This window comes from Streptomyces sp. TLI_105 (assembly GCF_900105415.1).
Taxonomy (GTDB): Bacteria; Actinomycetota; Actinomycetes; order Streptomycetales; family Streptomycetaceae; genus Streptomyces.
Map to the genome: position 1 here is coordinate 5,104,930 of NZ_FNSM01000001.1, position 16,161 is coordinate 5,121,090.

The following is a 16,161-nucleotide window of genomic DNA, read 5'->3' on the forward strand; positions in this document are numbered from 1 at the left end:
GAAATACGGGCGAACCCGGACCGACACGCACCCCCGTCAGGCTCAGACCCCATGGACGAGCAAGAACACGGCCCCCTCGCCGGCTTCACGATCGGCGTCACCGCGGCACGACGCGCCGACGAGCTCATCGCGCTGCTGCGCCGGCGCGGCGCGGCCGTCGTCCACGGCCCCGCACTGCGGATCGTGCCCCTCGCCGACGACACCGAACTCCTCGCCGCCACCAAGGAACTCATCGACCACGCCCCGGACGTCGTCGTCGCCACCACGGCGATCGGCTTCCGGGGCTGGATCGAGGCCGCCGAGGGCTGGGGACACGGGGACGAGCTCCTCGCCGTCCTGCGGAACGTCGAGCTCCTCGCCCGCGGACCCAAGGTCAAGGGGGCCGTACGGGCTGCCGGACTCACCGAGTCCTGGTCGCCCTCCTCCGAGTCCATGGCCGAGGTCCTCGACCGGCTCCTCGACGAAGGCGTCGAGGGCCGGCGCATCGCCCTCCAGCTCCACGGAGAGCCGCTCCCCGGCTTCGTCGAGGCGCTCACGGCCGGCGGCGCCGAGGTCGTCGGCGTCCCCGTCTACCGCTGGATGCCCCCCGAGGACCTCGGTCCGCTCGACCGGCTCCTCGACGCGACCCTCGCCCGCGGGCTCGACGCCGTGACCTTCACCAGCGCGCCGGCCGCCGCTTCGTTGTTCTCCCGGGCGGCGGAGCGGGGCGTACGGGACGAACTCGTCGCCGCGCTCCGACACGACGTGCTCGCCGTGTGCGTGGGGCCCGTCACGGCGCTGCCGCTCCAGGCCGAGGGCATCGACACCTACCAGCCCGAGCGCTTCCGGCTCGGGCCGCTCGTCCAGCTCCTCTGCAAGGAGCTGCCCGCCCGCTCCCGGGTCCTGCCCGTCGCCGGGCACCGGATGGAGGTCCGCGGGCACGCCGTCCTGGTCGACGGGGGCCTGCGCCCCGTCCCGCCCGCCGGCATGGCCCTCCTCGGACTCCTCGCCCGCCGCCCCGGCTGGGTCGTCTCCCGCGCCGACCTCCTCCGGGCGCTGCCGGGGGCGGGGCGCGACGAGCACGCCGTGGAGACGGCGATGGCGCGCCTCCGCTCCGCCCTCGGCGCGCCGAAGCTGATCCAGACGGTGGTGAAGCGGGGGTATCGGCTGGCGCTGGACCCGTCGACGGAGGAGAAGTACGACAGCTAGCCCTGCCGGGGCGGCGCCCACGGTCGTGAGCGGCCGTCCCGCCGGGGCGGCGCCCACCCCCGCCGGGCCGTCGTGGGCTGCGCCCGCCGGGGCGGCGCCCCGCCCACCGCCGTTGTGGGCAGTCGTTCCGCTGGGGCGAGGGGGTCCCCCCTGCTCGAGCGAAGCCGAGAGCTTGGGGGAGGGTGGGCACAACGGAACGGCGTCCCTTGCCGGCGCCCGAGGCTCCCGCGCCTGAACCCGCACCGGAACGTGTGCCGCAGTCGTGGTGCGGGTCCAGGCCCAGAAGGCGGAGCGCGCCCGCAAGGGGCGCCGTCCCGTGTGCCCACCCGTCCCGCCCCAGCGGGACGATTGCCCACACGGGGCGGGGGGTACCGCACCTCGGACGCGTGTCCACACGGGCGGGTGGGCGGGGGCGGGGCGCGCGCCTGTACGGCGGGGGCGCGCCGGGGCGGTCGCCCACGCGGCGGGTGGACGGGGGCGTCGCCCACGCGGCGGGTGGACGGGGGTGGCGCCCCTGTGGGCCTGGCTCGTGGTGGGGGGCGCTGGGGCGGGGCCGGGGGAAGCGGCCCCGCGCCTGACACGGTGCCCCCCCGTGGCGTACGCTCGACGGCTGCCCAGTGCACGTGAGAAGGGGGCCTTAGGTGGCCGCGCAGGAAGCCGTGGACACGGTCAGAGACCGTGAGATCGGTGTCGAGCAGGAACATCTGGATCAGGTCTACCGCCGTCTGGAGGAGAAGATCCACGAAGCGGAGTTCCTGATGAACGACGCCGCCCAGCGGGGCCAGGTCGGCACGCCCGGCGCTCTCGCCGAGCGCGACGCCCAGGTCTTCCGGGCCGGCATCCACCTCAACCGGCTCAACAACGAGTTCGAGGACTTCCTCTTCGGCCGGATCGACCTGCTGTACGGCAAGGACGGGAAGAAGGGGCCCGACGGCGCGTACACCTCCGTCGAGCCCGCCGAGGACGCCGTACGCCCCGACAACACCGCGGACATCGGCGAGACCCTCCACATCGGGCGGATAGGAGTCCTCGACTCCGACTACGCGCCGCTCGTCATCGACTGGCGCGCGCCCGCCGCCGCACCCTTCTACCGGTCCACCCCCGTCGACCCCGGCCGGGTCGTGCGCCGCCGCGTGATCCGCTCCAAGGGCCGCCGGGTCCTCGGCGTCGAGGACGACCTCATGCGCCCCGAGCTGCGGGCCACCCTCGACGGCCGCGAGCTGCCCGTGATCGGCGACGGCGCCCTGATGGCCGCCCTCGGCCAGGCCCGCAGCCACACCATGCGGGACATCGTCTCCAGCATCCAGGCCGAGCAGGACCTGGTCATCCGGGCGCCCGCCGCCTCCGTGACGTACGTCGAGGGCGGGCCGGGGACGGGGAAGACGGCGGTCGCGCTGCACCGTGCCGCCTACCTGCTCTACCAGGACCGCCGGCGGTACGCGGGCGGCATCCTGATCGTCTCCCCGACCCCGCTCCTCGTCTCGTACACCGAGGGCGTCCTGCCGTCCCTCGGCGAGGAGGGCCAGGTCGCGATCCGCGCCGTCGGCTCGCTCGTCGACGGCGCCGAGGCCACCGCGTACGACGAACCGGCCGTCGCCCGCGTCAAGGGCTCCTCCCGCATGCTGCACGTGCTGCGGAAGGCCGCCCGGGGTGCTCTGGAGAGCCCGGACGCCCCGCAGCTGCTGCGCGTCGTCGCCTTCGGGCGGCGGCTTGAGCTGGAGGCCGACGAGCTGCGCCGCATCCGGCACAACGTCCTCGGCGGCACCGCCCCCGTCAACCTCCTCCGGCCCCGCGCCCGCCGGCTGCTCCTCGACGCGCTGTACGCCAAGTCCGGCGCGGTCGGACGGCACAGCGACCCCGAGCTCGCCGCCGAGCTGCGTTCCTCCTTCGACGAGGACGTGTCCACCGAGGACTCGTTCCTCGGCTTCCTCGATGCCTGGTGGCCCGAGCTCACTCCTCGTCAGGTTCTCGACGCCATGGCCGACGAGCGGCGGCTCGGCCGCTGGGCCCGCCGGATCCTCAACCAGGGCGAGGTGCGGCGGCTCGCGCGTTCGCTGCGCCGCCGGGAGCTGTCCGTCCACGACGTCGCCCTCCTCGACGAGCTGAACACGCTGCTCGGCGCCCCGGCCCGGCCCCGCAAGAAGCGGGAGTACGACCCGCTGGACCAGCTCACGGGGCTTGAGGAGCTGATGCCCGTACGGGAGGAGACCCAGCGGGAGCGGGCCGAGCGGCTCGCGGCGGAGCGCACCGAGTACGCGCACGTGATCGTCGACGAGGCCCAGGACCTGACGCCCATGCAGTGGCGGATGGTCGGGAGGCGCGGCCGGCACGCCACCTGGACGGTCGTCGGCGACCCGGCGCAGTCCTCCTGGTCGGACCCGGACGAGGCCGCGGAGGCCCGGGACGAGGCGCTCGGCTCGCGGCCGCGGCGCCGCTTCGAGCTGACGGTGAACTACCGGAACCCGGCGGAGATCGCCGAGCTGGCCGCCAAGGTCCTCGCGCTCGCCATGCCGGGCAAGGAGTCGCCGCGGGCGGTCCGCTCGACGGGGGTCGAGCCCCGCTTCGTACCCGTACCGGAGAAGGCCGATCTGGCTGAAACCGTACGTTTGGAAGCCGAGCGGCTGCTCGGCGAGGTGGACGGGACCGTCGGCGTCGTCGTCGCCATGAACCGGCGCGCGGAGGCCGCCCGCTGGCTCGCGGGGCTCGGCGACCGGGTGGTGGCGCTCGGTTCCCTGGAGGCGAAGGGCCTGGAGTACGACGCGACGGTGGTCGTCTCGCCCGCGGAGATCGCGGACGAGTCCCCGGCCGGCCTGCGGGTGCTGTACGTGGCGCTGACCCGGTCCACGCAGGCCCTGACGGTGCTCTCGGGCGACCGGGACATGCCGGACGAGGCCGGGGTCCCGGACCTGCTGCGGGACTGAGCGGGCGGGGCGGCGGGGCCGAGCGGGCAGGGCCGTGGGCCGGGTCCGCTCCGCCGCCCGGGGCTGATTTCAGGTCAACCTGCGGTGCTGGAATCACCGAGCAGGGTGGTTTGTTAGCCTTGTCGTGGCACCGGCTCGATCCAAGCCCCCGGGCCCAACCTTCGTCCCTCAGAGGGACCACTTGCCGCGAGGCGAGCATGGCGGGTCGGTGCCACTTAGACATACGTACAAAGTTGAGGCCCCTGTCACCTCCGGTGACGGGGGCCTCTTCTGTTTCCCCTGCACTTCTCGTATGGTGGAAACTACTTTCCGAAAACAAAATGACCGTATTACCTGCTACCGGCAGGTAGGTGCGAACATCGGAGGGCGCCGCCAGGCAACCAGCCGGGGCGGCGTAGCAACGAAGCTCAGGGAAAGCAGAGGAACTCGGCCATGGCAACGGCGCCCAGCGTCTCGTACTCGATGACGGTCAGGCTGGAGGTTCCCGCCAGCGGAACCGCGGTCTCCCAGCTCACCACGGCGGTGGAGTCCCACGGCGGATCCGTCACCGGCCTCGACGTGACCGCCTCCGGCCACGAGAAGCTCCGCATCGACGTCACCATCGCCGCCACCTCCACCGCGCACGCCGACGAGATCGTCGAGCAGCTGCGCGGCATCGAGGGCGTCGTCCTGGGCAAGGTCTCGGACCGTACGTTCCTCATGCACCTCGGCGGCAAGATCGAGATGGCGTCGAAGCACCCCATCCGCAACCGTGACGACCTCTCGATGATCTACACCCCGGGCGTCGCCCGCGTGTGCATGGCGATCGCCGAGAACCCCGAGGACGCGCGCCGCCTCACCATCAAGCGCAACTCCGTCGCGGTCGTCACCGACGGCTCCGCCGTCCTCGGCCTCGGCAACATCGGCCCCATGGCCTCGCTGCCCGTCATGGAGGGCAAGGCCGCCCTCTTCAAGCGCTTCGCCGGCATCGACGCCTGGCCGATCTGCCTCGACACCCAGGACACCGACGAGATCGTCGCGATCGTCAAGGCGATCGCCCCCGGCTTCGCGGGCATCAACCTGGAGGACATCTCCGCGCCCCGCTGCTTCGAGATCGAGGCCCGGCTGCGCGAGGCCCTCGACATCCCCGTCTTCCACGACGACCAGCACGGCACCGCCATCGTCGTCCTCGCCGCCCTCACCAACGCGCTGCGCGTGGTCGGCAAGGGCATCGGCGACGTCCGGGTCGTCATGTCCGGCGCCGGCGCCGCCGGCACGGCCATCCTCAAGCTGCTGATCGCGGCGGGCGTGAAGCACGCCGTCGTCGCCGACATCCACGGTGTCGTCCACGCGGGCCGCGAGGACCTCGTCGACGCCGCGCCCGGCACCCCGCTGCGCTGGATCGCCGACAACACCAACCCGGAGGGCGTCACCGGCACCCTCAAGCAGGCCGTCGTGGGCGCGGACGTCTTCATCGGCGTCTCGGCCCCGAACCTGCTGGGCGCGGAGGACGTCGCCGCCATGGCGGAGGGCGCCATCGTGTTCGCGCTCGCGAACCCCGACCCGGAGGTCGACCCGGCCGCCGCGCGGCAGACCGCCGCCGTCGTCGCCACCGGCCGCTCGGACTTCCCGAACCAGATCAACAACGTGCTGGTCTTCCCGGGCGTCTTCCGCGGTCTGCTCGACGCCCAGTCCCGTACGGTCAACACGGAGATGATGCTGGCGGCGGCCTCCGCCCTCGCCGACGTGGTCACCGAGGACGAGCTGAACCCGAACTACATCATCCCGTCGGTCTTCAACGACAAGGTCGCGGGCGCGGTCGCCGGCGCGGTCCGGAACGCGGCGAAGACCGCGGGCGCCGGCACGGCGCCGAGCGGCCGCTGACGGCGCGTCGCGATTCGCGGAGCCGTAAACCCGCCTTTAGGGTGGCTTTTCGGCTCCGCGCGGTTTTCGTGGTGTCGACACAACGTCACCACCACGGGACTCCGGCGCTTTTCGTGTGACCCGAGGGGGTGCCGGATTGGCGTTCCCGCCGCTGGTGGGGGCAGGATGCGTGTTTGGGCGCGAGGGTCTGTCGTTTGACCCGGGTCCGGGGACTGTCCGAGGGCCCTGGCAGCATCGGCTTCGCTGTACCCAATCGCGCGGCTTCCGCCGCGTGGCACGCCTCACAGGCAAGAAGAACACGGGAGTAACAACATGAACCGCAGTGAGCTGGTGGCCGCCCTGGCCGACCGCGCCGAGGTGACCCGCAAGGACGCCGACGCCGTGCTGGCCGCTCTCGCCGAGACCGTCGGTGAGGTCGTCGCCAAGGGTGACGAGAAGGTCACCATCCCCGGCTTCCTGACCTTCGAGCGCACCCACCGTGCCGCTCGCACCGCTCGTAACCCGCAGACCGGCGACCCGATCGACATCCCGGCCGGCTACAGCGTGAAGGTCTCCGCGGGCTCGAAGCTCAAGGAAGCCGCCAAGGGCAAGTAAGGCGGCCTGTAGGCGCAGAAAGGGCGGCCACCCTGTCAGGGGGTGGCCGCCCTTTCGTTCGTGCGTGTACGGGCCCGTGAGGGCCCGTGGCGCCTTACGGGGCCCCGCACCTGGCGGGGCCCCGCGAGCCGGTCGGATCGGCGCGTCGTCCAGCTCGACCTTCGAACCGGGTCAGACCAGCGCGCTGCCCGGCAGCTCGACCTTCGCGCCGAGCTCGACGAGCTTCTCCATGCTGTGTCCGCCCGGGGGATGACCCCCGGACCCCCAGCAAGAGGGCGCCGGGGGTGCCGGCGGGTTGTGAGTGCCGGGTCAGACCAGCGCGCTGCCCGGCAGCTCGACCTTCGCGCCGAGCTCGACGAGCTTCTCCATGAAGTTCTCGTAGCCGCGGTTGATCAGGTCGATGCCGTGGACCCGGGAGGTGCCCTGGGCCGCCAGCGCCGCGATCAGGTACGAGAAGCCGCCGCGCAGGTCGGGGATGACCAGGTCGGCGCCCTGGAGCTTCGTCGGGCCGGACACGACCGCGGAGTGCAGGAAGTTCCGCTGGCCGAAGCGGCAGTCGGAGCCGCCCAGGCACTCGCGGTACAGCTGGATGTGCGCACCCATCTGGTTCAGCGCGGAGGTGAACCCGAGCCGGGACTCGTACACCGTCTCGTGGACGATGGAGAGGCCGGAGGCCTGCGTCAGGGCCACGACCAGCGGCTGCTGCCAGTCCGTCTGGAAGCCGGGGTGCACGTCCGTCTCCAGGTGGATCGCGTTGAGCGAGCCGCCCGGGTGCCAGAAGCGGATGCCCTCGTCGTCGATCTCGAAGGCGCCGCCGACCTTCCGGTACGTGTTGAGGAAGGTCATCATCGAGCGCTGCTGGGCGCCGCGCACGTAGATGTTGCCCTCGGTGGCCAGGGCCGCCGACGCCCAGGAGGCCGCCTCCAGGCGGTCCGGGAGCGCCCGGTGGGTGTAGCCGTCGAGGCGGTCGACACCGGTGATCCGGATGGTCCGGTCGGTGTCCATGGAGATGATCGCGCCCATCTTCTGCAGGACGCAGATCAGGTCCTCGATCTCGGGCTCCACGGCCGCGTTCGACAGCTCGGTGACGCCCTCCGCGAGGACCGCCGTGAGCAGCACCTGCTCGGTCGAGCCGACCGAGGGGTACGGGAGGCGGATCTTGCAACCGCGAAGGCGCTGCGGGGCCTCCAGGTACTGCCCGTCCGCCCGCTTCTCGATGGTGGCGCCGAACTGGCGCAGCACGTCGAAGTGGAAGTCGATGGGCCGGCCGCCGATGTCGCAGCCGCCCAGACCCGGGATGAAGGCGTGGCCGAGGCGGTGCAGCAGCGGGCCGCAGAAGAGGATCGGGATGCGCGACGAGCCGGCGTGGGCATCGATGTCAGCGACGTTCGCGGACTCGACGTGCGTCGGGTCGAGGACGAGCTCGCCGGGCTCCTCGCCCGGGCGGACCGTCACTCCGTGCAGCTGGAGCAGCCCGCGGACCACGCGGACGTCACGGATGTCGGGAACGTTGCGCAGGCGGCTGGGGCCGCTGCCGAGCAGGGCGGCGACCATCGCCTTGGGCACGAGGTTCTTCGCGCCGCGGACGCGGATCTCGCCCTCCAGCGGGGTTCCGCCGTGGACAAGCAGGACATCGTCTGTGCCGGTCATGAATCTCGCGTTCCGAAAGTGGGGTCCGACGGGTGGCCAGAGAAAAGGGTAAGGGCCCATGAGACCCCGATCGGGTGCCTCATGGGGCCTGTCAGATGTAATGAATTCGGCACAACACCCTCTGTTCCCGTGATCTTGCGGAGCGTCACCGTCCGCTTGTCCTCGCGGTGTGACCCGGCTCCGCGGCCCCGTCCGTCCTGAACTGCGGTGGGGGCCCGCCTTCCCGCCATCCGGCCCGACAACCCCCGCGAACGCCGAAGATGCGGGATCATGTGTCGCATGACCGAGGTGTCCTCGCTCACAGGACGGCTGCTCGTGGCCACCCCCGCGCTGGCGGATCCGAATTTCGACCGCGCGGTGGTCCTGCTGCTCGACCACGACGACGAGGGCTCGCTCGGCGTCGTCCTCAACCGGCCCACACCGGTCACCGTCGGCGACATCCTCGCCCCCTGGGCCGCCCTCGCCGGCGAACCGGGCGTCGTCTTCCAGGGCGGCCCCGTCTCCCTCGACGCGGCCCTCGGCGTGGCGGTGATCCCCGGCGACGAGGGCCCGCTCGGCTGGCGGCGGGTGTACGGCGCGATCGGCCTGGTCGACCTGGAGGCCCCGCCCGAACTGCTCGGACCGGCCCTCGGCTCGCTGCGGATCTTCGCGGGGTACGCGGGCTGGGGCCCCGGCCAGCTGGAGACCGAGCTCGGCGACGGCGCCTGGTACGTGGTCGAGTCGGAGCCCGGCGACGTCTCCTCGCCGCACCCCGAGACGCTCTGGCGCCAGGTGCTGCGACGGCAGCGCGGCGAACTCGCGATGATCGCCACGTACCCCGACGACCCGTCCCTCAACTGAGGCCCCGGGCTTTCAGTACCCTTGGCGGTTATGAGCACTCTCGAGCCCGAGCGCGGGGCAGGTACGGGAACCCTCGTCGAGCCGACGCCGCAGGTGTCCCACGGTGACGGCGACCACGAGCGCTACGCCCACTACGTCCAGAAGGACAAGATCATGGCGAGCGCCCTGGACGGCACGCCCGTCGTGGCGCTGTGCGGAAAGGTCTGGGTGCCGGGGCGCGACCCCAAGAAGTACCCGGTCTGTCCGATGTGCAAGGAGATCTACGACTCCATGGGCGCCGGCGGTGGCGACAAGGACAAGGGCGGCAAGGACAAGTAGCGCGGCCCGACGTCGGGGTGACCCTTCCGCGGCCCCCGTCGTGCGCACTCCGGTGCGCACGACGGGGGCCGTTTCGCGTTCCGGGGGCAGGAGCTTCTGCTGGGCGAAGCGGTCGAGACCTCTTGTCGGCCCGCCCGGGGCGCCCCTAGTCTCACGCCTGTTGTGCGGTGCGAAACGCTCATTGCGCATGATGCAACGGATGTGTGAGGACTGACGCGATGACCCTCCCCCCGGACCTGATCCCGGCCCCCCTGTCCGCCGAGTGCCGGAGCGGTGCCCCGGCCCGCCGCCCGCTCGACGGGCGGACCACGCTCGACGCGGGCCCCGGCACCGAGACCGCCGCCCGCTGGATCCGCGCCGCGCTCGGCGCCGCCACCGGGCTGCCGCTCGCCGACGGCGCCGGGCCGCACGCGATCCGGCTGCGGATCACCGAGGGGACGGCCGGGGGACGCGGCCCGGAGGCGTACCGCCTGACCACCGAGGACCCGGACGCCGCCGTCGTCATCGAGGGCGGCGGCCCCGCCGGGGTCTTCTGGGGCGCCCAGACCCTCCGTCAGCTCCTCGGCCCCGACGCGTACCGCAAGGCGCCCGTACGGCGGGACGGGACCTGGGAGCTGCCGTGCACCACGGTCGAGGACGCCCCCCGCTTCGGCTGGCGCGGGCTGCTGCTCGACGTCTCCCGGCACTTCCTGCCCAAGGACGACGTCCTGCGGTACCTCGACCTGCTCGCCGCCCACAAGCTGAACGTCCTCCACCTCCACCTCACCGACGACCAGGGCTGGCGCGTCGAGATCGAGCGCCACCCGAAGCTCACCGAGGTCGGCGCCTGGCGGGCCCGCACCAAGTGGGGACACCGGGCCTCACCGCTCTGGACGGAGACCCCGCACGGCGGCTTCTACACCCGGGACGACATCCGCGAGATCGTCGCGTACGCCGCCGAGCGGCACATCACCGTCGTCCCCGAGATCGACCTCCCCGGCCACGCGCAGGCCGCCATCGCCGCCTACCCCGAACTCGGCAACACCGACGTCGTCGACACCGCGGCCCTCACCGTCTGGGACACCTGGGGCGTCAGCCCCCACGTCCTCGCCCCGACCGAGGCCGTCCTGCGCTTCTACGAAGGCGTCTTCGAGGAGGTCCTCGACCTCTTCCCGTCCACCTTCGTCCACGTCGGCGGCGACGAGTGCCCCAAGGACCAGTGGAAGGCCTCCCCGACCGCCCAGGCCCGCATCGAGGAGCTGGGAGTGGGCGACGAGGACGGCCTCCAGTCCTGGATCATCCGCCACTTCGACCGCTGGCTCGCCGCCCGCGGCCGCCGCCTCATCGGCTGGGACGAGATCCTGGAGGGCGGCCTCGCCGAAGGGGCGGCCGTGTCGTCCTGGCGGGGGTACGCGGGCGGGATCGCCGCCGCCGAGGCCGGCCACGACGTCGTCATGTGCCCCGAACAGCACGTCTACCTCGACCACCGCCAGGCACCCGGCGAGGACGAGCCGATGCCCATCGGATACGTCCGCACCCTGGCGGACGTCTACCGCTTCGAGCCCGTCCCGCCCGGACTCGCCCCGGAGGCCGCCGCCCACATCATGGGAACCCAGGCCAACGTCTGGACGGAGGTCATGGAGAACCGCTCCCGCGTCGACTACCAGGTCTTCCCACGCCTCGCCGCCTTCGCCGAGGTCGCCTGGTCCGCGCTGCCCGCGCCGGAGGCGCGCGACCACGCCGGTTTCGAGCGCCGCATGCGCACCCACTACCGGCGCCTGGAAGCCCTCGGCGTCGACCACCGCCCGCCCGCCGGGCCCCGCCCCTGGCAGCGGCGCCCCGGGGTCCTCGGCCGCCCCTTGGAGGGCACACCCCCGAACGTGTGAGAGACCCCTGTCCCCCCGTCACCCAAGAGCGGCGAAACGGAAGTCACCGTCGCAGCCGGGGCGTCCCGGACGGAACAGTCCTTCGCGGACCCTCGCTCCGGACTGCTCGGAAGATGTGCCAGAGTTGCCACGTCCGGCCTGTGAGCACGTACGGTACGCCCACACGCAGGCGCGACGGCCGGGCACAGTCGGGGACCACCGGGACACCGGGAAGGGGCAGCGGGTTGACCACGCACGCACCACAAACAACGCAGTCCGTGACGCTGCCCGCCTCGCTCGACGAGGCCGTGGCAGCCCTCACGGCCATGCCGGCCGCCGTGCCCGTCGCCGGTGGCACCGACCTCATGGCGGCCGTCAACAAGGGCCAGCTCCGTCCCGCCGGACTCGTCGGCCTGAGCCGCATCAACGAGATCCGCGGCTGGCAGTACCAGGACGGGCACGCCCTCCTCGGCGCGGGCCTCACCCACGCGCGCATGGGCCGCCCCGACTTCGCCGCCCTCATCCCGGCCCTCGCCGCCGCCTCCCGCGCGGCCGGACCGCCCCAGATCCGCAACGCGGGCACCCTCGGCGGCAACATCGTCACCGCCGCGCCCACCGGCGACTCGCTGCCCGTCCTCGCCGCCCTGGAGGCCGACCTCGTCGTCCTCGGCCCGCTCGGCAGCCGCGAGATCCCCGTCTCCCACCTCCTCGCGGGCCGCGACCTGCTCGCCCCCGGCGAACTCGTCGGCTTCGTCCGCGTCCCGCTGCTCCACGCCCCCCAGGTCTTCCTCAAGGCCACCGGCCGCACCGGCCCGGCCCGCGCCACCGCCTCCGTCGCCGTCGTCCTCGACCCGGCCCGGCGCGGCGTGCGCTGCGCCGTCGGCGCCGTCGCGCCCATGCCGCTGCGCCCCCTGGAGGCCGAGCGCTGGATCGCCTCGCTGGTGGACTGGGACAACGACCGGGGGCTCGCGCCGGAGGCGCTCGCGGCGTTCGGCGAGTACGTCGCCGCCGCCTGCATCCCGGACCCGCCCGGCGACGAACAGTTGCCGCCGGCCGTACTGCACCTGCGGCGCACGGTCGCCGCACTCGCCCGACGGGCACTGGGGAGGGCACTGGCATGAGCGACGAGCACACGGGTCAGACGGGCGGCTGGGAGCCGCTTCCGCAGAGCGAGGGGTACGACGGCGACGCGACCGCCTTCGTCCAGCTGCCGCCCGACTTCATGCTGGACGGCGTCCCCCTGGAGGCGCCGGGCCACGGCTACGTCCCGCCGATGATCACCCCGCTCCAGCCGCTCGCCCCGCCCCCGGGGACGGACCCGGCGGCGACGGGTGCCTGGACGGTGCACGTCCCGGCGGAGGCGCAGCAGACGCAGTACTTCGAGGGGTACGAGGGGGGCGAGTACGGGGAGCGGGACGGCTCGCTCCGGGAGGGTTCCTTCGGGGAGGGGCCGTTCCAGGACGGCCCGTTCCAGGACCGTCCGTTCCAGGAGGGCTCGCTCCACGGTGGGGAGCGCTTCCGGCCACCGGCGTACGTCGAGAACGCCGTCGAGCACGTCGAGCACGTCGAGGACCCGCAGGCGACGGCCGAGTGGCGCTTCGACGAGGCCGTCGCGCCCGCCGCCGACCCGGGCTCCACGGGCCAGTGGCAGATCCCCGCCGTCCCGGACGCGGCCGAGCAGGCGGGACCGGGGGAGCGGGGAGAGCCCGACGAGGCCCCGGCGCCCGCCCCCTCGTACGCCGAGGCCCCGGCGACGCTGCCGGGCGGTGCGCCCGCCCCCTGGGCGCTCCCGGAGGAGCCGGCGGCACAGGAGCCGGAGGCGGCTCACGAGGCCGTGTCGGAGGCCGTACCGGAGTCGGCTCCGGAGGCGGCCCCCGAGGCCGTGTCGTCGCCCGCTCCGGACGAGGAGGCCCCCGCGGCCCCCGTGCCGACCGTCGTCGTCGACCCGGCGACCACGGACGGCGCGACCCCCGCGAACGCCACGGCCCTCGCGGATGTCACGGACAGCACGGACAGCGACGAGCACCCCCACACCTCGTACATGCTGCGGGTCAACGGCACCGACCGTCCCGTCACCGACTCCTGGATCGGCGAGTCGCTGCTCTACGTCCTGCGCGAGCGCCTCGGCCTCGCCGGGGCCAAGGACGGCTGCTCGCAGGGCGAGTGCGGCGCGTGCAACGTGCAGGTCGACGGCCGGCTCGTCGCCTCCTGCCTGGTGCCCGCGGCGACCGCCGCCGGGAGCGAGGTGCGGACGGTCGAGGGCCTCGCGGTCGACGGCGAACCCTCCGACGTGCAGCGGGCGATGGCCAAGTGCGGCACCGTCCAGTGCGGCTTCTGCATCCCCGGCATGTGCATGACCGTGCATGACCTCCTGGAGGGCAACCACGCCCCCACGGAGCTGGAGACCCGCCAGGCCCTCGCCGGCAACCTCTGCCGCTGCTCCGGCTACCGCGGCGTGCTCGACGCCGTCCGGGACGTCGTCGCCGAGCGCGAGGCCGCCGCCGCGGCCGGCGCGCCCGAAGCGGCCGACGAGGTCCGTGTCCCGCACCAGATTCCCCACCCGCACGACGGAGGCATGGCGTGAGCAGCGACGCGACGACCGCGGCTCTGGACACCCCCGATCAGGAACAGGCCACGCGCGGAATCGGCGCCTCGCTCCCGCAGGCCGAGTCGCGGGCGAAGACCGAGGGCACCTTCCCGTACGCCTCCGACCTGTGGGCCGAGGGGCTGCTCTGGGCCGCGATCCTGCGCTCGCCGCACCCGCACGCCCGGATCGTGTCGATCGACACCACGGCGGCGGCCGCCATGCCGGGCGTACGGGCCGTGGTGACGGCCGCCGACGTGCCGGGCGCGGCGACGTACGGCCGCAGGGTCGCCGACCGGCCCGTCTTCGCCTCCGACCTGGTCCGGCACCACGGAGAGGCCCTCGCGGCCGTCGCCGCCGACCACCCGGACACGGCGCGCCTCGCGGCCGCGGCGATCGCCGTCGAGTACGAGCTCCTCGAACCCGTCACCGACCCCGAGAAGGCCTTCGCGGCCGAGGCGCTGCACCCCGACGGGAACCTGATCCGGCACATCCCGCTGCGCTTCGGCGACCCGGAGGCGACGGGCGAGGTCGTCGTCGAGGGCCTGTACCGGATCGGCCGCCAGGACCCGGCGCCGATCGGCGCCGAGGCCGGCCTCGCCGTACCGCGCCCCGACGGCGGAGTGGAGATCTACACCGCCTCCACCGACCCGCACACCGACCGCGACCTGGCCGCCGCCTGCTTCGGCCTGCCGCCCGAGCAGGTCAAGCTCGTCGTCACCGGAGTCCCCGGCGCCACCGGCGACCGCGAGGACCCGGGCTTCCAGATCCCGCTGGGCCTCCTCGCGCTGCGCACCGGCTGCCCGGTCAAGCTCACCGCCACGCGCGAGGAGTCCTTCCTCGGCCACGCCCACCGCCACCCCACCCTGCTGCGCTACCGCCACCACGCGGACGCGGAGGGACGCCTGGTGAAGGTGGAGGCGCAGATCCTGCTCGACGCGGGCGCGTACGCCGACTCGTCGTCGGAGTCCCTCGCGGCGGCCGTGGCCTTCGCCTGCGGCCCGTACGTCGTCCCGCACGCCTTCGTGGAGGGCTGGGCCGTCCGCACCAACAACCCCCCGTCCGGCCATGTGCGGGGCGAGGGCGCGATGCAGGTGTGCGCGGCGTACGAGGCCCAGATGGACAAGCTGGCCGCGAAGCTGGGCGTGGACCCGGCGGAGCTGCGCATGCGGAACGTCATGGCGACCGGCGACATCCTGCCGACCGGCCAGACGGTGACCTGCCCGGCCCCCGTGGCCGAACTGCTCGCCGCCGTACGGGACTTCCCGCTGCCCCCGCTCCCCAAGGACACCCCCGAGGGCGACTGGCTGCTGCCCGGCGGCCTCGAGGGCGCGGGCGAACCCGGCGCGGTGCGGCGGGGCGTGGGCTACGCGCTCGGCATGGTGCACATGCTGGGCGCCGAGGGCACCGACGAGGTCTCGACGGCCACCGTCCGCGTCATGGACGGGGTGGCGACGGTCATCTGCTCGGCCGTGGACACGGGCTCCGGCTTCTCCACCCTCGCGCGCCAGATCGTCCAGGAGACCCTCGGCATCGACGAGGTCCACGTCGCCCCCGTCGACACCGACCAGCCGCCGGCCGGACCGGCCGCGCACGGCCGCCACACGTGGGTGTCGGGCGGGGCGGTCGAGCGGGCCGCCAAGATGGTCCGTACGCAGCTTCTCCAGCCGCTGGCCCACAAGTTCGGCATGTCGACCGAGCTGCTCCAGATCACGGACGGCAAGATCACCTCGTACGACGGGGTCCTCTCGACGACCGTGACGGAGGCGATGGACGGCAAGGAACTCTGGGCCACGGCCCAGTGCCGCCCGCACCCGACGGAGCCCCTGGACGAGTCGGGTCAAGGCGACGCGTTCGTGGGTCTGGCGTTCTGCGCGATCCGCGCGGTCGTGGACGTGGACATCGAACTCGGCGCGGTCCGCGTGGTGGAGATGGCCGTCGCCCAGGACGTCGGCCGCGTCCTCAACCCCGCCCAACTGGCCGCCCGCATCGAGGCGGGCGTCACCCAGGGCGTCGGCGCGGCCCTCACGGAGAACCTCCGCACGGCCCGCGGTCTGGTCCGCCACCCCGACTTCACGGGCTACGCACTCCCGACATCCCTGGATGCCCCGGACATTCGCATCGTGAAACTCGTCGAGGAACGCGACGTGGTGGCCCCCTTCGGGGCGAAGGCGGCGAGCGCCGTCCCCGTCGTCACCTCCCCCGCCGCAGTGGCCTCAGCCGTGCGCGCGGCGACGGGCCGCCCGGTCAACCGCCTCCCGATCCGCCCCCAGGCGGCGGTCGCCGTGCCCAATTCGTAACCGTGTGATGTCCGTTGCTTGTGCAACCGGGAGGTGCGGACTGTCGTCGTTCCTGACTA

11 protein-coding genes are annotated in these 16,161 nt (G+C 73.4%); 10 read left to right on the forward strand and 1 reads right to left on the reverse strand.

Translation table 11 applies throughout. From position 1 onward, the window contains the following. Positions 1–51 precede the first annotated feature (51 nt). From BLW86_RS23365 to BLW86_RS23385, 4 genes are all read left to right on the forward strand, one after another. Positions 52–1,188, forward strand: a complete 1,137-nt coding sequence (locus tag BLW86_RS23365) for a uroporphyrinogen-III synthase (protein WP_093875851.1) — start codon at positions 52–54, stop codon at positions 1,186–1,188. Between the two features lie 641 nt (positions 1,189–1,829). Further along, positions 1,830–4,109 (forward strand): HelD family protein, encoded by a 2,280-nt coding sequence (locus tag BLW86_RS23370; protein WP_093875852.1) that lies wholly within the window; start codon positions 1,830–1,832, stop codon positions 4,107–4,109. A gap of 432 nt (positions 4,110–4,541) precedes the next feature. Further along, the gene (locus tag BLW86_RS23375; RefSeq protein ID WP_093875853.1) at positions 4,542–5,972 is read left to right on the forward strand and encodes an NAD-dependent malic enzyme; all 1,431 of its coding nucleotides are present in this window, start codon (positions 4,542–4,544) and stop codon (positions 5,970–5,972) included. A 312-nt stretch (positions 5,973–6,284) separates the two neighbouring features. After that, positions 6,285–6,566 carry an HU family DNA-binding protein gene (locus tag BLW86_RS23385; protein WP_015033921.1) on the forward strand — a complete coding sequence of 94 codons (282 nt, stop codon included), beginning with the start codon at positions 6,285–6,287 and terminating at the stop codon, positions 6,564–6,566. A gap of 309 nt (positions 6,567–6,875) precedes the next feature. On the opposite strand, the gene murA is transcribed toward BLW86_RS23385, so the two are convergent. After that, the gene (gene murA / locus BLW86_RS23390) at positions 6,876–8,216 is read right to left on the reverse strand and encodes a UDP-N-acetylglucosamine 1-carboxyvinyltransferase (RefSeq protein WP_030692046.1); all 1,341 of its coding nucleotides are present in this window, start codon (positions 8,214–8,216) and stop codon (positions 6,876–6,878) included. A gap of 279 nt (positions 8,217–8,495) precedes the next feature. On the opposite strand from murA, the gene BLW86_RS23395 reads away from it, so the two are divergent. The 6 genes from BLW86_RS23395 to BLW86_RS23420 all read left to right on the forward strand — a co-directional run bounded on the left by BLW86_RS23395 (position 8,496) and on the right by BLW86_RS23420 (position 16,102). Next, a complete protein-coding gene (locus tag BLW86_RS23395) occupies positions 8,496–9,056 on the forward strand; it encodes a YqgE/AlgH family protein (RefSeq protein ID WP_093875854.1) in 561 nt (186 codons plus the stop codon). Between the two features lie 30 nt (positions 9,057–9,086). After that, positions 9,087–9,374 carry a DUF3039 domain-containing protein gene (locus BLW86_RS23400; RefSeq protein ID WP_015033918.1) on the forward strand — a complete coding sequence of 96 codons (288 nt, stop codon included), beginning with the start codon at positions 9,087–9,089 and terminating at the stop codon, positions 9,372–9,374. Positions 9,375–9,592: 218 nt separating this feature from the next. Next, positions 9,593–11,239 carry a beta-N-acetylhexosaminidase gene (locus BLW86_RS23405; protein ID WP_093875855.1) on the forward strand — a complete coding sequence of 549 codons (1,647 nt, stop codon included), beginning with the start codon at positions 9,593–9,595 and terminating at the stop codon, positions 11,237–11,239. 224 nt (positions 11,240–11,463) lie between these two features. After that, positions 11,464–12,339 (forward strand): FAD binding domain-containing protein, encoded by an 876-nt coding sequence (locus tag BLW86_RS23410; RefSeq protein WP_093875856.1) that lies wholly within the window; start codon positions 11,464–11,466, stop codon positions 12,337–12,339. After that, entirely contained in the window at positions 12,336–13,802 is a 1,467-nt protein-coding gene (locus BLW86_RS23415; RefSeq protein ID WP_093875857.1) for a (2Fe-2S)-binding protein, read from the forward strand. The genes BLW86_RS23410 and BLW86_RS23415 overlap by 4 nt, the downstream gene beginning before the upstream one ends. Continuing rightward, positions 13,799–16,102 (forward strand): xanthine dehydrogenase family protein molybdopterin-binding subunit, encoded by a 2,304-nt coding sequence (locus BLW86_RS23420; protein WP_093875858.1) that lies wholly within the window; start codon positions 13,799–13,801, stop codon positions 16,100–16,102. Before BLW86_RS23415 ends, BLW86_RS23420 begins: the two co-directional genes overlap by 4 nt. Positions 16,103–16,161: the final 59 nt, after the last annotated feature.

Coding starts and splice junctions, on each gene's coding strand:
- BLW86_RS23375 (WP_093875853.1), top strand. CDS start 4,542: ATGGCAACGGCGCCCAGCGTCTCGTACTCGATGACGGTCAGGCTGGAG.
- BLW86_RS23415 (WP_093875857.1), top strand. CDS start 12,336: ATGAGCGACGAGCACACGGGTCAGACGGGCGGCTGGGAGCCGCTTCCG.
- BLW86_RS23400 (WP_015033918.1), top strand. CDS start 9,087: ATGAGCACTCTCGAGCCCGAGCGCGGGGCAGGTACGGGAACCCTCGTC.
- murA (WP_030692046.1), bottom strand. CDS start 8,216: ATGACCGGCACAGACGATGTCCTGCTTGTCCACGGCGGAACCCCGCTG.
- BLW86_RS23365 (WP_093875851.1), top strand. CDS start 52: ATGGACGAGCAAGAACACGGCCCCCTCGCCGGCTTCACGATCGGCGTC.
- BLW86_RS23385 (WP_015033921.1), top strand. CDS start 6,285: ATGAACCGCAGTGAGCTGGTGGCCGCCCTGGCCGACCGCGCCGAGGTG.
- BLW86_RS23405 (WP_093875855.1), top strand. CDS start 9,593: ATGACCCTCCCCCCGGACCTGATCCCGGCCCCCCTGTCCGCCGAGTGC.
- BLW86_RS23395 (WP_093875854.1), top strand. CDS start 8,496: ATGACCGAGGTGTCCTCGCTCACAGGACGGCTGCTCGTGGCCACCCCC.